Raw genomic sequence first — 19842 nt, forward strand, 5'->3', positions numbered from 1 at the left:
CATATTTAGATGAATTCAATGAAAAAGTTGATTTGATCCAGATAGGGGCAAGAAATATGCAAAACTTCGATTTATTGAAAAAAGTCGGAGCTGGGACTAAAAAGCCAATCTTATTAAAAAGAGGTTTGAGTGCAACATTTGAAGAATGGATCATGTCAGCAGAATATATAATGGCAAGTGGAAATCCAAATGTCATCTTATGTGAAAGAGGGATCAGAACATTCGAAAGCTATACTAGAAACACATTGGATTTACAGGCAATCCCAGTAGTAAAGAAATTAACTCATTTACCAATAGTAATCGATCCAAGTCATGCTGGAGGAAAATGGTGGTTAGTAGAACCAATGGCAAAAGCAGCGATAGCAGCGGGAGCCGATGGATTAATGGTAGAAGTGCATAACAATCCAGAAAAAGCATTATGTGATGGACCACAATCATTAAGACCAGAAAAATATGAAAATTTATTAAAACAGGTATCACAAATTGCAACTATCGTAGGTAAAAAATTTAAATAAATAATCAAATAAGGTTATTATTTTAGCAGATTTAGTTACTATCGTCGGTTTTATAAAAGATTATAGATTAAAATGATGATATTTTTCTTTATTTTTCTTGCAATTATTTGAAAATGTATATATAATAGGAACGTAGTTTAGAGTTAAAGGGGGGAATAGTTCGATGGCAAAAACTGTAGTAAGAGAAAATGAATCTTTAGATGATGCTTTACGTCGTTTTAAAAGACAAGTTTCTAGAACAGGAACCCTTGCAGAAGCTCGAAAAAGAGAGTTTTATGTAAAACCAGGTTTAAAAAGAAAATTAAAATCTGAAGCAGCAAGAAAAAACAACAAAAAAGGTAGAAGATAAAAATATCAGGGGCTTATTAAAGCCCTTTTTTGTTTGCTCTATAAAGATTTTTTTAAACAAATTTGTACTTTAATTTATCTTAAAGACATTTACTACAAAGTTTTTCATATACTTATTATGGTGATTAGATGATTTATCTTGAAAATGACTATCTAAATATCAAATATTATGAAAATATCCTTTATTTACAAAATGATAAAATAGAAATTAAAATGCCTCAAAGCATGGTATCCATCACTGGTAAGAATTTAGAAATTAGATATTATAGCGAACAGGAAATTGTAGTTTGCGGAAAGATCGAATCTGTTAAGTTTATATGAAATTTGGATATGATTTATACGAAGTAGCCAGTGATGATATTATTTCTTTACTTAACTCTTTTAAAAAAGATCATTTAATAGTCTTTCAGTTAACTAAAATCGATGATAATACATATCGATTTTATCTACCCATCTATCAACGCTTTTTAGCTCGAAAATATAATATGCAAATTATTAAAAGCATTGGTATTTTATATTATTTAGTCGTATTGTTTTGTAAAAAAATAAATATTATAGGTGTAATTAGTTTTGCTTTGACATTACTAATTTGTAATCGTTTTATTTTTAAAGTAGAAATAACCGGGAATAGTCCTAGTAACACTAAGTTAGTTGAAGAAGTTTTAAAAGAAAATAATATTAATGCTGGTGATTTAAAAAAATCATATCAGGAATTAAATGAGATATATGATGATTTAAAAGCTAGTTTTAAAGGAAAAATAGACTATTTGAATATTTATCAAGAAGGCGGAGTGTTATTTGTAAAATATACAAATAGTGTTGGAGCTAAAGAAGTCGAAAATAACTTTCAAAATATTTATGCAAGCAAGGATGGGGTAATTCAAAGTATTGATGTTAGTAGTGGTAATATTGTAGTACAGGTTAATCAGTTTGTAAAAAAAGGCGATCTTTTAGTGTCTAATACGATTACTTCTACAAATGGAGAAAATAAAATCATTGCTACTAAAGGAAAAGTAATGGCATATACGTATGTAACTTATCAAGGGGAAATTGATGCTAAAAAAATGGATGAAGGAGAGGCTTTTAGCTATCTTTTATATACAATTCGTGCTAAACTTGGTTCGATTGATAAAATAGATAGAGAAAAAGTTTTATCTTATGATATAATTGATAACAAAAGAGTGTTAAAAATGCAATATGTTTTAATCGAAGATATTGCTATTAAAGAGGAGAGTTAAATGACTGAACAAATCAAATTAGAAGAATTTAGTATTTCACAGCTTAATAATATAAGCGGTAATCATGATGAAAATCTAAAATTAATAGAAGATACATTTGGTATAAGCATTACTTTACGTGGTGATGAACTTTTATTAACAGGCGATAATGCTACTAATTTTGATAAAGCAAAAAAAGTTATTCAAACATTAATTGAATTGGTAAGTAAAAAAATAACTATCAGTCGTCGTGATGTTGTTTATGCTCTTAAATTAGTAGAGCAGGATAATTTAAAACATATAAATGAATTATATAATATTAGAATAACTAAAACGGCTAGTGGAAAAATGATTTATCCAAAGACACTTGGTCAAAAAGATTATTATTTTGCTTTAAAAAATAATGATGTGGTCTTTGGAATTGGACCAGCCGGGACTGGTAAAACTTATTTAGCTGTAGTTTTTGCAGTAGATGCATTAAAAAACAATGTTGTTAAAAAGATTGTGTTAACTCGTCCAGCTGTAGAAGCAGGTGAGAATCTTGGTTTTTTACCAGGTGATTTAAAAGAAAAAGTTGATCCATATTTACGACCATTATATGATGCTTTGCATGATATGTTAGGGGTTGAACAAACAGAAAGATTAATTGAAAAAGGGGTAATTGAAATTGCACCATTAGCCTATATGCGTGGAAGAACTTTAGAAGATGCTTATGTTATTTTAGATGAAGCTCAAAATACTACCGATAATCAAATGAAGATGTTTTTAACTCGACTTGGATTTAATTCTAAAATGATTATTACTGGTGATGTTACGCAAATTGATTTACCTAGAGGGGTAGAATCTGGATTAATCAAAGCGTTAAGAATTTTAAAGGGTGTTAAAGGAATATCATTTGTTGAATTAACAGCATTAGATGTAGTTAGACATCCAGTTGTTCAAAGAATTATTGAAAGGTATGAAGGAAAATATGAATAAGTTATTAATTATTGAAGATGATATTTCAATTAATAAGATTCTTTGTCATGAATTAAATAATAAAGGATATCAAGTAGATAGTTTATATGATGGTAAAGATGCTTGTGATCAAATATTAAATAATGATTATGATTTAATTTTAGTAGATTGGATGCTGCCTTATAAAGATGGGGTGGAAATAATTAAAGAATGTCGTGATAATGGTTATATTAAACCGATGATCATATTAACAGCACGTAGTGATCAAGATGATATTATCAAAGGATTAGAGTCTGGTGCTGATGATTATTTAATGAAGCCTTTCCAGGCAAATATTCTAATTGCTCGAATTGAAGCTCATTTACGACGCTATCATAAGCATTTTAAAGGTATCATTAAGTATTTAGATATTAAGATGGATTTAGCTAAACATGAAGTTTATGTAGGCGATGATTTAATTAATCTAACTAAAGTTGAATATGATTTATTACAAATGTTTATTGATAATAAAGAAGAAGTATTATCAAGACAAGAATTGTTAATGAAAATATGGAATTTCAATTATGATGGTGATACTAGATTAGTGGATATTCATGTCTTTAAATTAAAGACTAAACTAAAAGAAAGTCAAGCTCGATTCAAATCGGTTCGGGGAGTTGGTTATAAACTGGTGAAAAAAGATGAATAAAAATTATCTGAATTTGCTATTAGGATTTTTAGTAGTTTTAGTTTTAATAGCAGTTGATATTGAACATAGTGTTATTTATTTAATATGTTATACAGTGTTAGTATTAATAATTATTTATAGTATCGACCGGGATTATAAGCGGCAAATTAAATTTTACCGTCGTGAAAAAGAAAATGAAATTCATGAGGTTGAAGGAGAAAAGGATTTTAACTATAAGATTTTAAATTCATTGATCAAAACAATGAACTTGCCGATGATTTTTGTTAATAAGGAAGGTACTATAATTTTTACTAATCAAAGATTTCGTAGTGCTTTTAATATTAAGCATTTACGAGGTAAATATTATAAAGATATTTTTAAAGGACAACTATTAAATGTTGTTGATCAAAGTTATGTTTTTGAAAGAAAATTTACAGCAGCGATTGCTATCGATGATCGTTATTATCACGTTGAAGCGACGCCAATATTTCGAGATGAGGTTGTCTTTGATGGAACGATTATTTTATTTACCGATGTTTCTCAAGTAAAAGAATTAGAAAAAATGCAAAAACAGTTTCTTTCTGATGTTTCTCATGAATTAAAAACACCGATGAGTGCTATTATTGGAAGTGTCGAAATATTACAAAAAGAAGGGATAAAAAATAAGGATACTTTTAATGAGTTTATGGGTATACTATTAAAAGAAAGCTATCGGATGAAAAATATTTTAGATGATATATTAGAATTATCGCGTTTAGAAAGGCTAGAAGCTACTTTAAATCCTTCGATGGTTAATATTGATTATTTAGTTAAAGAAACTGTAGAGTTGTTTGAACCGTTAGCTAAAGATAAGCATTTATCATTAGTCTATCAAACCAAAAAAGCAACTAAAGAATTAATGCTCGATTATACAGCAATAAAAACAATTTTAAATAATTTAGTTTCTAACGCTATTAAATATTCAAATTCAGGTGTTATTTCGATTAAATGTACTAATGATGAAAAGAATTTTGTAATTATTGTTCAAGATGAAGGAATTGGAATAGCTAAAGAAAATATTCCTTTTATTTTTGATCGCTTTTATCAAGTAGAACAGTCACGAAATAATAAGTATGGTACAGGATTAGGTTTAAGTATTGTAAAAAAGATGGTTGAATTATGCGAAGGGATGATTGATGTTGACAGCACCCCAGGAATTGGAACTACTTTTACAGTTACTTTGCCAATATTGAAGTAGATGTAAATATTTTACAGATAGTCCAAATTTTCACACAATATAAAAATAATTTGAACAAATTACTTTTATATTATAATTGTGTCGAATGAAGGAGTGGTAAAAATGGAAGAAAATAATCCAATGAATGAATTTGAAGAAACAGCTCAAAATGATGAAAAGAAAAAAGGTAAATTTAGTTTTAGAAGAAACAAAAGTGATAAAGGAAAAAAAGAAAGACCTAATGCAACAGGTTTATTTAGAGCGGTAATTATTGTTTTAGTAACTGCTTCTTTAGGAATGAATATCTTTTTGTTTACAGTAGTGATGGATGATTCTAATGGTAGTGGAGGTTCATCAAATTCCAATACTAAGGTAGAAACAGTAAATTATGATGTTAAAAGTTCCCTTACTAATGTAATCAATAATGTTGCTGACAGTGTTGTAGGAGTAGTTGTCTATTCAAATGGTGCTGCTAGCGGCAGTGGAAGTGGCGTTGTCTATCGTGTAAATGGTAATAGTGCTTATATAATTACTAATGAACACGTTGTTAGTGATGCTAGTGAAGTTCAAGTAGTTTTTGCAAACGGTGAATCAGTTACAGCTAATGTTGTTGGTGGTGATACTTATAGTGATATTGCTGTATTGCAATTAACAGCTGATTTTGAAATGACTGCTATTGATTGTGGTGATTCTAGTAAACTAGAAACTGGCGAAACTGTTTTAGCAATCGGTAGTCCTCTTGGAATTGAATACGCTGGAACAGTAACTCAAGGTATTGTTAGTGGAACTGATCGAACAGTTTCAGTCGATTTAAATGATGATGGTCAAGATGACTGGGATATGAATGTTATTCAAACTGATGCAGCAATCAATCCGGGTAATAGTGGTGGTGCATTAGTTAATGCAGCTGGCGAATTAGTAGGTATTACTTCAATGAAATTAGCAGATACTTCAGTAGAAGGAATGGGATTTGCTTTACCAATTAATGATGTAATTACATCAGTAGAACAAATTATAAGTAACGGAAAAGTAACTCGTCCATTTATTGGAATTTCTGGTTTCTCGTTATCAGATTATTCAAGCTATCAATTACGTTATTATCGTATTGATACTAATTTATCTGATGGTATCTATGTTTCTCAAGTTACTTCAGGTGGACCTGCAAGTAAAGCTGGAGTCCAACAAGGTGATGTCATTGTAAAATTAGATGATGTTGAAATTACAACTTATCGAAGCTTCTTATCAGAATTATATTCTAAGCAGCCAGGAGATACAGTTACATTAGTAATTAATCGTAATGGTGATGAAATGACCGTAAAAGTTACTTTAGCAGAACAATAGTAATGGGCTTTGTGAAAAACAAAGCTCTTTTCTTTTGTTATTTTTTATCATATAATAAGATAAAATTTTATTTGATAAATGGAGGGTTTATTATGTATTGTAAAAACTGTGGGAAAGAAGTAGCAGATGGGACAAAATTTTGTCCAGATTGTGGACAACCAATCGAAAATGGTAATAGTACTGGTCAAGCAATGAATCAGCATTTAGAAAATGCGCAAAACAAATTAGATGATATAGCAGAAAATATGAAGAAAAAAGAAATTGAAGTATCTGGTAAAAAATTCAATATGTTAGAAATTATTACTTTTGGATCAACAATTTTAACAGTAATAGCTTGTTTCTTACCATTTATTTCAATGGGATATTATAGTGTTAGTTTAATGGACGCTGGGAAAGATGCTATTATATTTATTATTTTAGCTGGAGCAACTAGTGTTTTAGCATACGTGGCTCAAGATCTTGCGGCTTTATGTGCGGCAATCGTTACATTAGTATATTTAATTGTTGAATTGTCAGATATAAATAGTGCTTTAAGCGGTATGGCTAATTTAGGTATCGGTGCTTATTTGATGATCGTTGCCGTTGCAGGGTTGATAATTGGAACTTTGCTTGTTTATATTAATAATAAAAAACATAACTAGCATGTCGATGCTAGTTTTTTAGTGCATATTATTTGCATTGGCTTTTAAGTTATGATATAGTTTTTTAGAAAAGAAAGTCTTCAGGGCAGGGTGCAATTCCCGACCGGCGGTAAAGTCCGCGAGCGCAAGCTGAATAGGTGCAATTCCTATACCGACAGTAAAGTCTGGATGAAAGAACGACATTTAATATGCCTTTTTGTCATGGAGATTAGTAATTTCATGATATTTTTTATTTTAAGGAGAAATTACTATGGAAAGAACTAAGACAAGAAAAATTGTATTGGCAGCTGTATTAGCTGCATTAGGGATGATTTTAGGTTTATTAGAGATTCCCTATCCTTTTGCGCCGTGGTTAAATCTTGATTTATCTGAAGTGGTTGTATTAATGGCTATTTCAATGTTAGGGTTTAAAACGGCTTTATTTGTATGTGTGTGTAAATTCTTTATTTCTATTTTGTTTAAAGGTCCTGTTGGACCAATTGCAATAGGTCAAATTACGGCATTAATTGCATCATTGACAATTTGTTGTGTTTATTATTTTTTATCAAAACATATCAAGCTTAAAAATAATTTAACAACATATGTAATTAATATGGTAATAACAATGTTTGCTTTTGCAATGGTGATGTTTATTTTAAATTATCTTTTTGTTACACCAACATATTTAATGCAAAAACCAACCTGGTTTACAGAATTACCATTTGCTGTAGATATCGAAGCCTTTAATCAACAATATGGCACAAGTATTGCTGTTCCTGGAATATTGAATTTCTTATCACCATATGGTCAAGCTATTTTTATCATTTATTTCCCATTTAACTTTATTAAAGGAATTATTTCTGCTATTGTTTATTATATAGTAAGACCGATTGAGGATAAGTTTAAGGAGGCATAAGATGAATATAGCGTTGATTGCTCATGATAAGAAAAAGGAAGAAATGATAGAATTTGTTAAGGATAATGAAGAATTATTTGCTAAACATAATTTATATGGAACTGGTACAACAGGTAAAAAAATAATGGAAAATACTAACTTAACTGTTCACCGGTTTTTATCAGGTCCATATGGAGGAGATCAGCAAATTGGTAGTATGATTGCTACTGGTAAGATGGATATGGTTTTCTTTTTCCGTGATCCACTTACTGCTCAACCTCACGAACCGGATATCAGTGCTTTAATGCGTCTATGTGATGTTCATTATATTCCACTAGCATCTAATAAAGCAACGGCATTGATTTTATTAAAAAGTTTATAAAGTAAGTCACAGCGTTTGCTGTGATTTTTTTTAATATGTAAATAACTATGATACAATATATATAGATAGATTTTTATTTGAATTGTTGGGGTGAAGGATTATGGGGGATGTTGAAAAAGGAGATTTAAAAGTTTTTATATTATATTTTTGTTTTTATTGGTTTTGCAATGGATATGACATTGAAGATAAATTATTCATTTTCAATGTTAAGTATCTTTATAGGACAGATATTATGTAAAGAAAAATTAGATCAAATTACCAAATTAGATTACTTTTTAGGCTTAGTTGTTTTACCGGTGTTATTAAAATTATTTTTTAACTTATTACATAACTAACAATAAAAAAATCCATAAGCACAACCTATGGATCTTAAAACTAAATTATTCTTCTACAGAAATTGCTTCTACAGGGCAGCATTCTGCAGCTTCTTTAGCGCTATCGATATCTCCTTCACCAACAACATGAGCTAATCCTTCGTCATTGATTTCAAAAATATCAGGTGCGATACCAGTGCAAGCACCACAACCGATGCAAGCATCACTTACTGTAATTTTAGCCATTATAATTCCTCCTTCTTTATCTATTATAACTCAAAATAGTGTAATTTCCAATATTTATAAATAAATTACTAAAAAAGTATGTTATAATGTACGACGAAAGGGTGATTTTAAGTGAATAATTCACGTGTAAATAAATATCGCGAATTAAGAGAAGGAATAAAAGAAGAAGTTGGAATAAACCGCGAAGGTACCGACGATAATGTTAATAATAGTAATTCAGTAGATGAAGATGATGATTTTTTATTATCAGTTAATCGGGCTTTTCGTAGTGAAAGAAAAGAACCTGATATTGAAGATACTTTAACAGAAGCTAAAACTTTTGAACAAATGCAACGAGAAAGTAGTGAAGAAATTGATCGTGCTTTGCGCAGTGCCAAAGTTAGTGTAGGAAAAGCAGCGCATTATAATACCAGAATGGATATTTTAAATAAAATTCGAGAACCAGAAAAACAAGTAGTACGTTTAAATAAATTCGATAATGTTAGTACTTCACAATTTTCAAAGGGATTTTTTGTAAATGGTGATGATGAGGAGCTAATTGATGAAATTAGTGATAAATCAGAAAAGAAGAAGATGACTTTGATGGAACGTTTAGCTAGTATGTCACCAGAAGAAGATGCTAAAAAAGCAAAGTTGATCATGGAAGAAGAAAACGTTTTTGAAGATGAGGAAGAAAACGAAGAACTAGATGAAGTAACAGAACCGGTTTTAGAACAGACTAAATCTTTAGAAGAAATGTTAAAACAAATAAAAGAAAAAGATCAACGTGAAGTGGAAAAAGTTTTAAAACAAAAAGAAATGACAACAAGCCAGCGAATAATTAAAGAGGAAACTGTTGAAACAGATTTAGATGAAGAAAGCGAAGAAATAGAAGAAAATAATAATGATAAAGGTGATCGAGTAGCGACAATTTTAAACTATATTATTATCTTTTTAGTTATTGTATTTGTTGGTTTATGTGGTATGATAGGGTACCAGATATTCTTTTAAACTAAGGACCACCTTAGTTTTTTTAAAGAAATGGAGGTTTTTATTATATGAAAAAGATTTCAATTGCAATTGATGGACCAAGTGCAGCTGGAAAAAGTACAATTGCGAAAATTGTTGCTAAAAAACTTGATTATGTGTATATTGATACCGGTGCGATGTATCGATGTGTAGGATATTATTGTTTAGAAAATAATGTTGATTTACATGATGAAAATGCTGTGACTCAAGCACTTGATAACATAAAAATAGAAATGAATAGTGCTAATCAGGTTTTTTTAAACCAGGAAGATGTTAGTGCTAAAATTCGCCATGATCGTATCTCAATGGCTGCAAGTGTTGTTTCCGCTTATCAGGAAGTTAGAAACTTTTTGGTTTTACAACAAAGACAAATGGCTAGTCAAGGCGGTGTGATTTTAGATGGTCGTGATATTGGGACAGTTGTTTTACCAGATGCACAGTTGAAAATATATCAAGTTGCTAGTAGTAAAACTAGAGCTAAAAGACGTTATTTAGAAAATTTACAACGTGGCTTAGAAGCTGATTTAGATACTATCCAAAAAGAAATTGAACAGCGCGATTATCAAGATATGCATCGTAAAATATCACCATTAAAAAAAGCAGATGATGCAATTGAAATCGATACTTCTGATTTAAGTTTAGAAGAAGTCGTAGATAAAGTGATGGAATTAGTTATTCAAAAACAAAAGGAGGGATAAAATGGCTGGAATTGTTGCTATTGTCGGAAGAGCTAATGTTGGAAAATCAACGATTTTTAATCGAATTGTTGGTGAAAGAATTTCCATAGTTGAAGATGTTGCTGGGGTAACTCGAGATCGTATTTATGCTACGGCATCATGGTTAACTAAAGAATTTCGAGTTATTGATACCGGTGGAATCGAATTAGAAAATGCTTCTTTTACTGCCCAAATTAAAATGCAGGCAGAAATTGCTATTGAAGAAGCTGATTTGATTGTTTTTGTTGTCAATGGTCGTGAAGGTATTACTCGTGAAGATGAATATGTTGCTCGATTATTACAGAAATCAAGAAAGCCAGTTTTATTAGCTGTTAATAAAATAGATGATGAATCTTATAAAGATAATATTTATGAATTTTATAATTTAGGAATTGGTGATCCAATACCAGTTTCTGGAAGTCATGGAATTGGAATCGGTGATTTATTAGATGAAATTATTAAACAGCTGGATTTTACAGAAGATGAATTTGATGATGATGAAATTCGTTTTTCAATTATTGGTCGTCCTAATGTTGGGAAATCTTCACTTACTAATGCTATTTTAGGTGAAGAAAGAGTAATTGTTTCTGATGTTGCTGGAACTACTCGTGATGCAATCGATACGGTTTTTGAAAAAGATGGTCAAAAATATCGAGTTGTCGATACTGCGGGAATGAGAAAAAAAGGAAAAGTTTATGAAAATATTGAAAAATATTCAATTATTAGAGCAATGTCAGCAATTGAAAAAAGTGACGTTATTATTGTAGTTGTTGATGCTGATGTTGGTATCATTGACCAGGATAAACATGTTGCTGGATATGCTCATGAAGCTGGTAAAGGTGTCATCTTGGTTGTTAATAAATGGGATTTAGTTACCAAAGATGATAAAACAATGAATAAGATGGAAAAAGAATTGCGCAGTCAATTTAAATATCTAGATTATGCAAGAATTATTTTTATCTCTGCTAAAACTCATCAGCGTGTAAATCAGTTATTCCCATTAATACAAGAAGCTTATTTAAATTCACATAAACGTGTTCAAACAAGTGTTTTAAACGATGTTTTAGTAGATGCTCAAGCAATTAATCCAACTACTACTTTTAATGGGGGACGTTTAAAAATATTTTATGCTAATCAAGTAAGTATTTGTCCGCCAACATTTGTATTGTTTGTAAATGATCCTCAATATATGCATTTTAGTTATAAACGATATTTAGAAAATCGCTTAAGAGAATCATTTGGTTTTGAAGGAACACCAATACATATTATTTGTCGTAAACGGGATTAAGTAAGGAAGTGAGAAAATGAGTAAAATTGCAGTATTAGGGACAGGTAGCTGGGCAACTGCCTTAAGTAGAGTTTTAGTTGATAATCAAAATGAAATTATGATGTATGGAATCGAACAAAGCCAAATCGATGACATAAATCTTAATCATCAAAATCAAGCGTTTTTTAAAGATGTATATTTAGAAAATGAAATTCAGGCTACAAATAATTTAGAAGAAGCATTAAAGGACATGGATTATTTATTAATAACTATTCCTACTCAATATGTAAAAGAAACATTAGAAAAAGTTAAACCATATATTAAAAAGAAAATAACAGTTATAAATGCAGCTAAGGGGTTTGACTTAGGAACAAACATGCGGATGTCTGATACAATTCGTAGTGTTTTAGATGAAAGCTTAATTAATCCAGTAGTTTCTTTGATTGGGCCTAGCCACGCTGAAGAAGTTGTAATTAGAATGTTAACAACTGTATGTGCTGTTTCGCTAGATGATGAAATGGCCCGTGATGTGCAAATGTTATTCTCTAATGATTATTTTAGAGTTTATCGTTTAAACGATGAAGTAGGAGCTGAATATGGGGTAGCAATAAAAAATGTTATTGCTGTAGCTGCTGGCGTTTTAAGTGGTTTAGGATATGGTGATAATACTAAAGCAGCATTAATTACTCGTGGTTTGGCTGAAATGGTTCGTTATGGAACTAAAAAAGGCGGTCGTTTAGAAACATACATGGGATTAACAGGTGTAGGAGATTTGATCGTCACATGTTCATCAATTCATTCTCGAAATTTTCAAGCTGGTTTGGAAATTGGCAAAAATAATGATGCTCGTTCTTTTATGAAAAATAATAAAAAGACTTGTGAAGGAATTAGAACTTGTCGTGTTATTTATGAAGATGCTAAGAAATATCCTGATATTGAATTACCGATAATTAATGCGATTTATAATGTTTTATACAACAATCATGAACCTAAACGGGAAATACAACAATTAATGCGTCGGGAATTAAAAATCGAAGGGTAACGTTATTTAATTATTTTCATATTATATAGTGGTGATAATATGAAAGATGAAGATATTTTTTTAGATAAAGTAGTAAAAAAGACTAACGTCAATAAAGGGGAAATTTTAAAACTGGCTAATGATTTGCAAACTAAAGATTTAAATAATGAAAATGATATTCGTGAATTTATTTTAAGTGTTGCTAAAGTGACAAATAAGTCGATTAGTCCAAGTAAAGTTGATAAATTAGTATCAATGATCAAGAATAATAAAGTTCCTCGAGATATTGATCGAATGGTTTAGACAATGTATTAAAATAAACGATAAAAACAAATATTTTTTGTGTTGACTTATGGTATTATTTTATATATAATTGTCATTGCGGTTATGGAAAGGTGATTATTTTGAAATACAATTTACAATGGATTGTTAAGCATCACGGAAAATTTGATTTTGAAGAAGGAATTACTTTTCCTTCAGAGGTGTTTGACCAGTATACTCAAATTAATGACTTGAAGGACATTATTGTTTCAGGAACCGGAAATCTTGATTCAAATGATAGACGCCTTTATGTTGATCTTAATATTAAAGGAACGATGATTCTTCCTTGTGCACTTACATTAGAAGATGTTGAGTATCCTTTTGAAATTAATTCAACCGAGGTGTTTGCTTTTGAAAAACCTGATCCCTTAGAGGATGTTCATGAGGTAAAAAAAGATATTGTCGATCTTACACCGGTGGTATTTGAAAACATTATGTTAGAAGTACCAATGCGTGTAGTTAAAGACGACGCTAATATTAAATCTGAAGGAAAAGGTTGGAGAATATTAGATAACAGTGCTAGTGATACCAATGATGAAGATTACATTGATCCTAGGTTAGCTAAGTTGAAAGATTATTTTAAAGATAAATAGGAGGTTATACTGATGGCAGTACCATTTAGAAGAGTTTCAAGTACAAGAAGAAATAAGAGAAGAACTCATGACAAACTTTCAGCACCAGCTGTAGTTGTATGTCCTGAGTGCGGTGAATACAAATTATCACATCGTGTTTGTAAACACTGCGGTACTTATAAAGGTCAAAAAGTTTTATAAAATTTGTTTTTAGCGGACACTATCATTTATTGATAGTGTTTTTTGTTTATAATAGAAATTTATGTGAAAAAAACGGCTATTTTTGATGATTAGCCGTTTTTTTCATTAATAACAAAAATCACAAAAATGCTATACAAAAGATTAAATACAGTATATAATAAGTGGTAAGAAGTGTTAAATCGTGTTAGAGAGTGTTAAGAAGTGGGTGATAAATAATGTTTATGGGGCAATTTAAGCATAACATCGACGCCAAAGGGCGTCTTATTATTCCCTCAAAATTAAGAGAACAATGTGGGGATAGTGTTGTTATTACCCGTGGACTTGATGGCTGTCTAGCGTTATACACAATTGATGGATGGAATGAATATTATGAAAAACTTCATAAATTGCCCACTACTAAAAGACAAGCTCGTGATTATGTCAGGATTGTAACTTCAATGGCTGACGAACTTGTTTTTGATAAACTTGGTAGAGTTAATATCTCATCATTTTTGCGTAAAGAAGCTAATTTAGAAAAAGAATGTATGATTATCGGAGCTGGTGATCATGTGGAAATCTGGAACAAAGATCGGTGGGATAGTTATTATGATAGTAAAAAAGATAGTTTTGATGATATTTGTGAATCTTTAGATGATTTTGATTTTGATTTATAGGAGAGAAAAATGTTTGATCATGTAACAGTATTATTGAACGAAGCAGTAGAAGGCTTAAATATAAAAGAAGATGGGATTTACGTTGATTGCACTTTAGGTGGAGCCGGACACAGTATGGCAATTTTAAAACAGCTTACTTCGGGACATCTATATTGTTTTGATCAAGATCAAATGGCTATTGATGCAGCTAAATCGCGATTAGAAGCAATTGGTGATAATTTTACGATTTTTTATTCTAATTTTGTGAATTTAAAAGAGATGCTAGCTAGTGAAAATGTCACTAAAGTTGATGGAATAATTTTTGATTTGGGTGTATCATCACCACAATTTGACACTGGAGAACGAGGTTTTAGTTATAATCATGATGCTCGTTTGGATATGCGTATGGATAAATCTAATGATTTAGATGCATATAAAATAGTTAATACGTGGTCCTATGAACAAATAGTAGAAATTTTATACAAATATGCTGATGAAAAGTTTGCTAAACAAATAGCACGTAAGATTGAACAAAAGCGAAAGATTAAACCGATTGAAACAACATTTGAACTTGTTGAGGTTATTAAAGACGCTTTACCAGCTTCAGTGTTACGTAAAAAAGGACATCCAGCTAAAAAAACTTTTCAGGCACTGAGAATTGCAGTAAATGATGAGTTAAATGTATTTGATAAAGCATTAAAAGATGCGTTAGATATCTTAAACGTTAATGGAAGAATTGCAGTAATTACTTTCCATAGTTTAGAAGATAAGATTTGTAAATATACATTTAACGACGTGACTAAATTAAAAGATGTGCCGGCGGGGTTACCGGTAATCCCGGATTATTTACAGCCAAAGTTTAAATTGGTAAATAAAAAACCAATCGTCGCAAGTAAAGCTGAACTGGCTGTTAATCATCGGGCTCATTCAGCGAAACTTAGAATAATTGAAAGGGTGGTCGAAAATGAAGCATAAAAAAAGAAGAACTAAATTTGAAGCTTTTTCACAAAGATTTTTAATAATAACAATGGTTATTTTTGTTTTTGGAATTATTGGTGTTAAATCAATGGAATCAAAATATAATCGTGATATTCAGGTTTTACAAAGCGATATTCAAAAAGCACAAAATGACATTGATAGTTTAGAAATGCAAAAACAAGAGTTAGCATCTTTTTCTAGATTAAATGCAGTTGCTAGCCAAAAAGGGTATACATATAGTAATGATGCTGTAGCCGCCTCTAATGCAGCATCGGTAAATGAATAATGAATCAGTTTAAGAGTGCAAAGATTGCTTATGTTATCTTTGCATTAGTTATTTTTTCTTTAGTCGCTAATATTGTTTATCTAGGATTAACAGGTAAACATTTAATTAGTGATAATGATATTGCCGCTTTTGCACAATCAAGAGGCAAAGCAGAGACGGTAGAATATGCTGATCGTGGTGAAATTTTCACTAGTGATAACGAAATAGTAGCAACTAATGTAAAAAAATATAAATTAATTGCAGTACTTTCAAGCAGTCGAATCAATTTTAGCGATAAAGCAGCTTATGTTGAAGATATTGTAGCTACTGCAAATGCTATTGGTCCTATTATCGGAATGGATCCAACAACAATGGCACAGCAAATGCAAGAAAAGGCAGCCGCTGGAGCATACCAAGTTGAATTTGGAAATTATGGCAATAACTTAAGTGCTAGTGTCAAAAAACAAATTGAAGATACTGGGCTGCCAGGTTTAGAATTTGAAGATAGTAATACTCGTAACTATCCTTATGGTGATTTTTGTAGTTATATTATTGGTTATGCTAAATCATCTGAAAAAGATAGTGTTAAACAATTAGTTGGTGAAATGGGTTTAGAAGCTATTTATGATGATACTTTAGCTGGTGAAAATGGCTATAAAGTTTATCAGATGGATTCTAAAGGATATGTTTTACCAGATGGCATCTTAGAAGAAAAAGATGCTGTTAATGGCCAAGATATTTATTTAACTATTAATAGTTCTTTACAAAGAGAATTAGATTATCAGCTTGCTAACGAAGCAGCGGCAGCTGGTGCCAGCAAGGCTTCATGTACAATTATGGAAGCTAAAACTGGAAAAATTTTAGCTACTTCTACTTATCCATCATTTAATCCTAATGAACGTAATATTAGTGATTATAAAAACTTTTTATTCGATACTGCTTATGAATGTGGATCAGTATTTAAAACATTTGTTTATGCTAGTTCAATAGAAAGTGGTTTGTATAGTGGTGAAGCAACATATGAATCAGGGCAATATGATTATGGGGCAAGTCGACCAATTCGTGACCATAATAATGGTGCCGGTTGGGGAACTATTACTTATAATGAAGGATTTTATCGTTCTAGTAATGTTGCTATTTGTAACTTATTAGAAAGAGGTTATACAAATCGTGAAGATGTCGAACAGGTGTATGAAGATTTAGGATTTTTCCAATCAAGTACAGTTGATGGTTTCGATGCAGCTGCTGGAGTTGCGTTATATAAAACTGATAGCAGTCGTGCTGCCTATTTAACTACAGGGTTTGGACAAGGTTCAACAGTTACATCATTACAGCTTTTAAAAGCATATAGTGCTTTTGCAAATGATGGAAAAACAGTTGATCCATATTTAGTAGAAAGAATCGTTGATACAGAAACTAATGAAGTTACATATGCCACAAAAACTAATTATTCAAAACAAATCTTTTCATCACAAACAGTACAACAAATTAGAGATTTATTAAAAGGGGTAGTTAGTGATGAAACAGGAACTGGTAAAAAATTTGCATTAACAAATGGTGTTCAAATGATTGGTAAAACTGGTACTGGTCAATTAGTAGAAAATGGAGCTTATTCAACTACTAGTTATACAAAATCATTTATGGGAATGGCTCCATATGAAGATCCACAAATTATTGTAAATATTGTTTTCCAAGGGCCTGATAATGATACAACTCAACATCAAGCTAACGTTATTCAAAACGTTATGCCAACAGCGTTATCAATTGTATCATCATATAATGCCCCAGAAACTACTAGTAGTAGTGATGGAGATTATAAGTTAGATTCATTTATTAATCAAAGTGCAAGTTTTGTTAAATCTAAATTAGAATCTAAATCAATCAATGTTCAATTGATTGGTAATGGTAGTACAGTTTTAGAACAATATCCTGAAGCTAAAACTAAAGTAACCAAAAATGATCGTGTCTTTTTAAAGACTGAGTCAACGGATATTACATTACCTAATTTTGTTGGCTGGTCACGAAAAGATATTTCCACTTATGCTTCATTATCTGGTTTGAATATTACTATTCAAGGAGATAGTGGCCAGGTGGCTGCTCAAAGTTTACCAGAAGGAACATTGGTTCATGCTGGTGATACAATAACTATTGCTTTACAGTAAGGTCTATGGGCCTTACTTTTTTCATATATTTAACTAGGTGGTTAAATGATTTATGAACTAACAAAAAAGAAAATAAAAATTGTTAAGATCATTACAATAATTATTGTTGTAGCAATTATTATAAAAATTGGTTATATTCAAATTGTTGATCGGGTAAATATCTATAATCGAGCAGTTGATTTGTGGCAAAGAAGTTTTCCTGTTGAGGCTAATAGGGGATTAATATTAGATGGGGATAATAATGTTTTAGCTACTAATTTAACGACAGCTTCATTAGTTGTTGTCCCTAGTCAAATTAAAGATGTCGTGGCAACGGCTAATAAATTAGCAGATATTTTAAATGTTGATGTTAAAGTAATTGAAGAGAAGATAAGTAAAAATGTTTCAATTCAAAGAATCCAGCCTGAAGGACGCCAGCTAGATGATGAAACTGCTGCTAGAATCGATCGCTTAAAATTACCAGGAGTATATTTAATTAAAGATTCTAAACGTTATTATCCAAATGGAAGTTATTTAGCACAAACGCTAGGATTTGTTGGAATTGATAATCAGGGATTGCTTGGTTTGGAGTTGAAATATGACTCTTATTTAGATGGCAGTAATGGAAGTATTGATTATTTCATGGATGCTAAAAGTAATCCAATTTCTTTATATCCTAGTGTTTATAATGCTCCTACTAGCGGTTTTAATATTCAACTTACAATTGATGGCGATATTCAAGATATTGTAGAGCGAGAGTTAGATAATGCTTATGATACTTATAATCCAGATGGTATCTGGGCATTAGCAATGGATCCTAATACTGGTAAAATTTTAGCAATGGCTTGTAAGCCGGATTTTGATCCAAATGATTATCAAAATGCTGATCCTGATGTTTATAATCAAAATATACCAATTTGGAAATCTTATGAACCAGGTTCTACATTTAAGATTATTACATTTTCATCGGCATTAAATGAAAATTTGTTTGATATGGATAAGGATACTTATTATGATCAAGGCTATGAAATAGTAGGTGGAGCTAGAATTAAATCATGGAAAAAAGGTGGACATGGCTTGCAGACTTTTAGAGAAGTGCTTCAAAACTCTTCCAATCCTGGATTTGTTGAAATAGGTAGAAGATTAGGAAAAGATAAATTATATGAATATGTCCAGAAATTTGGTTTGACAGAAAAAACTGGTGTTGATTTGCCAGGAGAATCTAAGGGGATAATGTTTGATTACGAAAATTTTAACGAATTAGAACAAGCTACCGTTGCATTTGGCCAAGGGATTTCAGTAACGCCAATGCAATTAGTTCGAGCGGTTTGTGCATGTGTAAATGGCGGAACTTTGTATCAGCCCTATATTGTAGATAGTGTAATCAATAATTATTCAAATGATATTGTCTATCAGCAACAGCTGCAACCTTTAAGACAGGTCATTAGTGAAGAAACATCAAAAAAAGTATGCGATGCTTTAGAATCAGTAGTTAGTGATGGTGGCGGTAGAAATGCCTATATTGATGGTTATCGTATTGGTGGTAAAACAGGAACAGCTCAAAAAGCAGTTAATGGTAGTTATGTCGATGGAGGATATATTCTTTCTTTTATTGGGATTGCGCCAATCGATGATCCTCAGATTGTTTTATATGTGGCAATGGATAATCCCAAAAACTGTGTTCAATATGGTGGAACGACAGTGGCTCCAATTGCTCGTAAAATGCTAGTGGATATTTTACCAAGTATGGGAATTGAAAAAGTAAGTAAACAAAAAGAAAAAACATATACTTATATGGATGTTGAATCAATCAAGGTAGAAAATTATGTTGGTAAATCTAAAAGTGAAGTCAGCAATCCTAAATTAAAATTTGAATTTATTGGTGAAGGTGATAAAGTAATTGATCAGTTACCACGAGTTGGGGAATCTGTTGAAGCAGGATCAACTATTGTTATTATGTTAGGAAAGTAAAAAAGCAGGAAACTGCTTTTTTGCTTTGTAA

General features: G+C 30.9%; 24 protein-coding genes and 1 riboswitch. Of the genes, 23 read left to right on the forward strand and 1 reads right to left on the reverse strand.

Annotated features, from left to right (window positions below):
* From B5F09_RS04510 to B5F09_RS04560, 11 genes are all read left to right on the forward strand, one after another.
* Positions 1-515: N-acetylneuraminate synthase family protein (locus B5F09_RS04510; protein WP_239404247.1), on the forward strand; the 515-nt coding region annotated here is incomplete at its 5' end.
* Between the two features lie 163 nt (positions 516-678).
* A complete protein-coding gene (gene rpsU / locus B5F09_RS04515; RefSeq protein ID WP_087302092.1) occupies positions 679-864 on the forward strand; it encodes a 30S ribosomal protein S21 in 186 nt (61 codons plus the stop codon).
* A gap of 128 nt (positions 865-992) precedes the next feature.
* A complete protein-coding gene (locus B5F09_RS04520) occupies positions 993-1184 on the forward strand; it encodes a YabP/YqfC family sporulation protein (protein WP_087302094.1) in 192 nt (63 codons plus the stop codon).
* Positions 1181-2101, forward strand: a complete 921-nt coding sequence (locus B5F09_RS04525; protein ID WP_087372067.1) for a sporulation protein YqfD — start codon at positions 1181-1183, stop codon at positions 2099-2101. Before B5F09_RS04520 ends, B5F09_RS04525 begins: the two co-directional genes overlap by 4 nt.
* Positions 2102-3058 (forward strand): PhoH family protein, encoded by a 957-nt coding sequence (locus tag B5F09_RS04530; RefSeq protein ID WP_087302098.1) that lies wholly within the window; start codon positions 2102-2104, stop codon positions 3056-3058.
* Entirely contained in the window at positions 3051-3725 is a 675-nt protein-coding gene (locus B5F09_RS04535; RefSeq protein ID WP_087302100.1) for a response regulator transcription factor, read from the forward strand. Before B5F09_RS04530 ends, B5F09_RS04535 begins: the two co-directional genes overlap by 8 nt.
* Positions 3718-4941 (forward strand): cell wall metabolism sensor histidine kinase WalK, encoded by a 1224-nt coding sequence (locus tag B5F09_RS04540; RefSeq protein WP_087372071.1) that lies wholly within the window; start codon positions 3718-3720, stop codon positions 4939-4941. The genes B5F09_RS04535 and B5F09_RS04540 overlap by 8 nt, the downstream gene beginning before the upstream one ends.
* Before the next feature lie 102 nt (positions 4942-5043).
* A complete protein-coding gene (locus B5F09_RS04545) occupies positions 5044-6261 on the forward strand; it encodes a S1C family serine protease (RefSeq protein ID WP_087372075.1) in 1218 nt (405 codons plus the stop codon).
* Positions 6262-6353: 92 nt separating this feature from the next.
* On the forward strand, positions 6354-6902 hold the full coding sequence (locus B5F09_RS04550) for a zinc-ribbon domain-containing protein (protein ID WP_158095225.1): 549 nt from the start codon (positions 6354-6356) through the stop codon (positions 6900-6902).
* A gap of 72 nt (positions 6903-6974) precedes the next feature.
* Positions 6975-7087, forward strand: a riboswitch (FMN riboswitch).
* A gap of 65 nt (positions 7088-7152) precedes the next feature.
* Entirely contained in the window at positions 7153-7797 is a 645-nt protein-coding gene (locus B5F09_RS04555) for a Gx transporter family protein (RefSeq protein WP_087372078.1), read from the forward strand.
* Position 7798: 1 nt separating this feature from the next.
* Entirely contained in the window at positions 7799-8158 is a 360-nt protein-coding gene (locus B5F09_RS04560; protein ID WP_087372081.1) for a methylglyoxal synthase, read from the forward strand.
* A 380-nt stretch (positions 8159-8538) separates the two neighbouring features.
* Here the strand turns inward: B5F09_RS04560 and B5F09_RS04565 are convergent, their stop codons facing one another.
* Entirely contained in the window at positions 8539-8718 is a 180-nt protein-coding gene (locus tag B5F09_RS04565; RefSeq protein ID WP_087302113.1) for a ferredoxin, read from the reverse strand.
* 111 nt (positions 8719-8829) lie between these two features.
* Between B5F09_RS04565 and B5F09_RS04570 the strand changes: the two genes are divergently transcribed.
* From B5F09_RS04570 to B5F09_RS04625, 12 genes are all read left to right on the forward strand, one after another.
* Complete coding sequence (locus tag B5F09_RS04570) at positions 8830-9708, forward strand: hypothetical protein (protein ID WP_087372083.1); 879 nt, start codon at positions 8830-8832, stop codon at positions 9706-9708.
* Between the two features lie 47 nt (positions 9709-9755).
* Positions 9756-10424: a (d)CMP kinase gene (cmk, locus tag B5F09_RS04575; protein WP_087372088.1), complete on the forward strand. Its 669-nt coding sequence runs from the start codon at positions 9756-9758 to the stop codon at positions 10422-10424.
* Position 10425: 1 nt separating this feature from the next.
* Positions 10426-11730 (forward strand): ribosome biogenesis GTPase Der, encoded by a 1305-nt coding sequence (gene der / locus B5F09_RS04580; RefSeq protein WP_087302119.1) that lies wholly within the window; start codon positions 10426-10428, stop codon positions 11728-11730.
* 16 nt (positions 11731-11746) lie between these two features.
* The gene (locus tag B5F09_RS04585) at positions 11747-12751 is read left to right on the forward strand and encodes an NAD(P)H-dependent glycerol-3-phosphate dehydrogenase (RefSeq protein ID WP_087302121.1); all 1005 of its coding nucleotides are present in this window, start codon (positions 11747-11749) and stop codon (positions 12749-12751) included.
* Between the two features lie 39 nt (positions 12752-12790).
* Positions 12791-13033: a stage VI sporulation protein F gene (locus B5F09_RS04590; protein ID WP_087302123.1), complete on the forward strand. Its 243-nt coding sequence runs from the start codon at positions 12791-12793 to the stop codon at positions 13031-13033.
* Between the two features lie 92 nt (positions 13034-13125).
* Positions 13126-13644: a DUF177 domain-containing protein gene (locus tag B5F09_RS04595; protein WP_087302125.1), complete on the forward strand. Its 519-nt coding sequence runs from the start codon at positions 13126-13128 to the stop codon at positions 13642-13644.
* A 12-nt stretch (positions 13645-13656) separates the two neighbouring features.
* Positions 13657-13824, forward strand: a complete 168-nt coding sequence (gene rpmF / locus B5F09_RS04600) for a 50S ribosomal protein L32 (protein ID WP_087302127.1) — start codon at positions 13657-13659, stop codon at positions 13822-13824.
* A 215-nt stretch (positions 13825-14039) separates the two neighbouring features.
* Positions 14040-14477: a division/cell wall cluster transcriptional repressor MraZ gene (gene mraZ, locus B5F09_RS04605; protein ID WP_087372090.1), complete on the forward strand. Its 438-nt coding sequence runs from the start codon at positions 14040-14042 to the stop codon at positions 14475-14477.
* A gap of 9 nt (positions 14478-14486) precedes the next feature.
* Positions 14487-15431 carry a 16S rRNA (cytosine(1402)-N(4))-methyltransferase RsmH gene (rsmH, locus tag B5F09_RS04610; RefSeq protein ID WP_087372094.1) on the forward strand — a complete coding sequence of 315 codons (945 nt, stop codon included), beginning with the start codon at positions 14487-14489 and terminating at the stop codon, positions 15429-15431.
* A complete protein-coding gene (locus B5F09_RS04615) occupies positions 15421-15720 on the forward strand; it encodes a hypothetical protein (protein ID WP_087302133.1) in 300 nt (99 codons plus the stop codon). The genes rsmH and B5F09_RS04615 overlap by 11 nt, the downstream gene beginning before the upstream one ends.
* Entirely contained in the window at positions 15720-17861 is a 2142-nt protein-coding gene (locus B5F09_RS04620; RefSeq protein WP_087372097.1) for a penicillin-binding protein, read from the forward strand. Before B5F09_RS04615 ends, B5F09_RS04620 begins: the two co-directional genes overlap by 1 nt.
* Positions 17862-17906: 45 nt before the next feature.
* Positions 17907-19811 carry a penicillin-binding transpeptidase domain-containing protein gene (locus B5F09_RS04625; protein ID WP_087372100.1) on the forward strand — a complete coding sequence of 635 codons (1905 nt, stop codon included), beginning with the start codon at positions 17907-17909 and terminating at the stop codon, positions 19809-19811.
* Positions 19812-19842 lie beyond the last annotated feature (31 nt).

Source organism: Erysipelatoclostridium sp. An173 (genome assembly GCF_002160495.1).
Taxonomy (GTDB): Bacteria; Bacillota_I; Bacilli_A; order Erysipelotrichales; family Coprobacillaceae; genus Thomasclavelia; species Thomasclavelia merdavium.

Coding starts and splice junctions, on each gene's coding strand:
- rpsU (WP_087302092.1), top strand. CDS start 679: ATGGCAAAAACTGTAGTAAGAGAAAATGAATCTTTAGATGATGCTTTA.
- B5F09_RS04520 (WP_087302094.1), top strand. CDS start 993: ATGATTTATCTTGAAAATGACTATCTAAATATCAAATATTATGAAAAT.
- B5F09_RS04525 (WP_087372067.1), top strand. CDS start 1,181: ATGAAATTTGGATATGATTTATACGAAGTAGCCAGTGATGATATTATT.
- B5F09_RS04530 (WP_087302098.1), top strand. CDS start 2,102: ATGACTGAACAAATCAAATTAGAAGAATTTAGTATTTCACAGCTTAAT.
- B5F09_RS04535 (WP_087302100.1), top strand. CDS start 3,051: ATGAATAAGTTATTAATTATTGAAGATGATATTTCAATTAATAAGATT.
- B5F09_RS04540 (WP_087372071.1), top strand. CDS start 3,718: ATGAATAAAAATTATCTGAATTTGCTATTAGGATTTTTAGTAGTTTTA.
- B5F09_RS04545 (WP_087372075.1), top strand. CDS start 5,044: ATGGAAGAAAATAATCCAATGAATGAATTTGAAGAAACAGCTCAAAAT.
- B5F09_RS04550 (WP_158095225.1), top strand. CDS start 6,354: ATGTATTGTAAAAACTGTGGGAAAGAAGTAGCAGATGGGACAAAATTT.
- B5F09_RS04555 (WP_087372078.1), top strand. CDS start 7,153: ATGGAAAGAACTAAGACAAGAAAAATTGTATTGGCAGCTGTATTAGCT.
- B5F09_RS04560 (WP_087372081.1), top strand. CDS start 7,799: ATGAATATAGCGTTGATTGCTCATGATAAGAAAAAGGAAGAAATGATA.
- B5F09_RS04565 (WP_087302113.1), bottom strand. CDS start 8,718: ATGGCTAAAATTACAGTAAGTGATGCTTGCATCGGTTGTGGTGCTTGC.
- cmk (WP_087372088.1), top strand. CDS start 9,756: ATGAAAAAGATTTCAATTGCAATTGATGGACCAAGTGCAGCTGGAAAA.
- der (WP_087302119.1), top strand. CDS start 10,426: ATGGCTGGAATTGTTGCTATTGTCGGAAGAGCTAATGTTGGAAAATCA.
- B5F09_RS04585 (WP_087302121.1), top strand. CDS start 11,747: ATGAGTAAAATTGCAGTATTAGGGACAGGTAGCTGGGCAACTGCCTTA.
- B5F09_RS04590 (WP_087302123.1), top strand. CDS start 12,791: ATGAAAGATGAAGATATTTTTTTAGATAAAGTAGTAAAAAAGACTAAC.
- rpmF (WP_087302127.1), top strand. CDS start 13,657: ATGGCAGTACCATTTAGAAGAGTTTCAAGTACAAGAAGAAATAAGAGA.
- mraZ (WP_087372090.1), top strand. CDS start 14,040: ATGTTTATGGGGCAATTTAAGCATAACATCGACGCCAAAGGGCGTCTT.
- rsmH (WP_087372094.1), top strand. CDS start 14,487: ATGTTTGATCATGTAACAGTATTATTGAACGAAGCAGTAGAAGGCTTA.
- B5F09_RS04615 (WP_087302133.1), top strand. CDS start 15,421: ATGAAGCATAAAAAAAGAAGAACTAAATTTGAAGCTTTTTCACAAAGA.
- B5F09_RS04620 (WP_087372097.1), top strand. CDS start 15,720: ATGAATCAGTTTAAGAGTGCAAAGATTGCTTATGTTATCTTTGCATTA.
- B5F09_RS04625 (WP_087372100.1), top strand. CDS start 17,907: ATGATTTATGAACTAACAAAAAAGAAAATAAAAATTGTTAAGATCATT.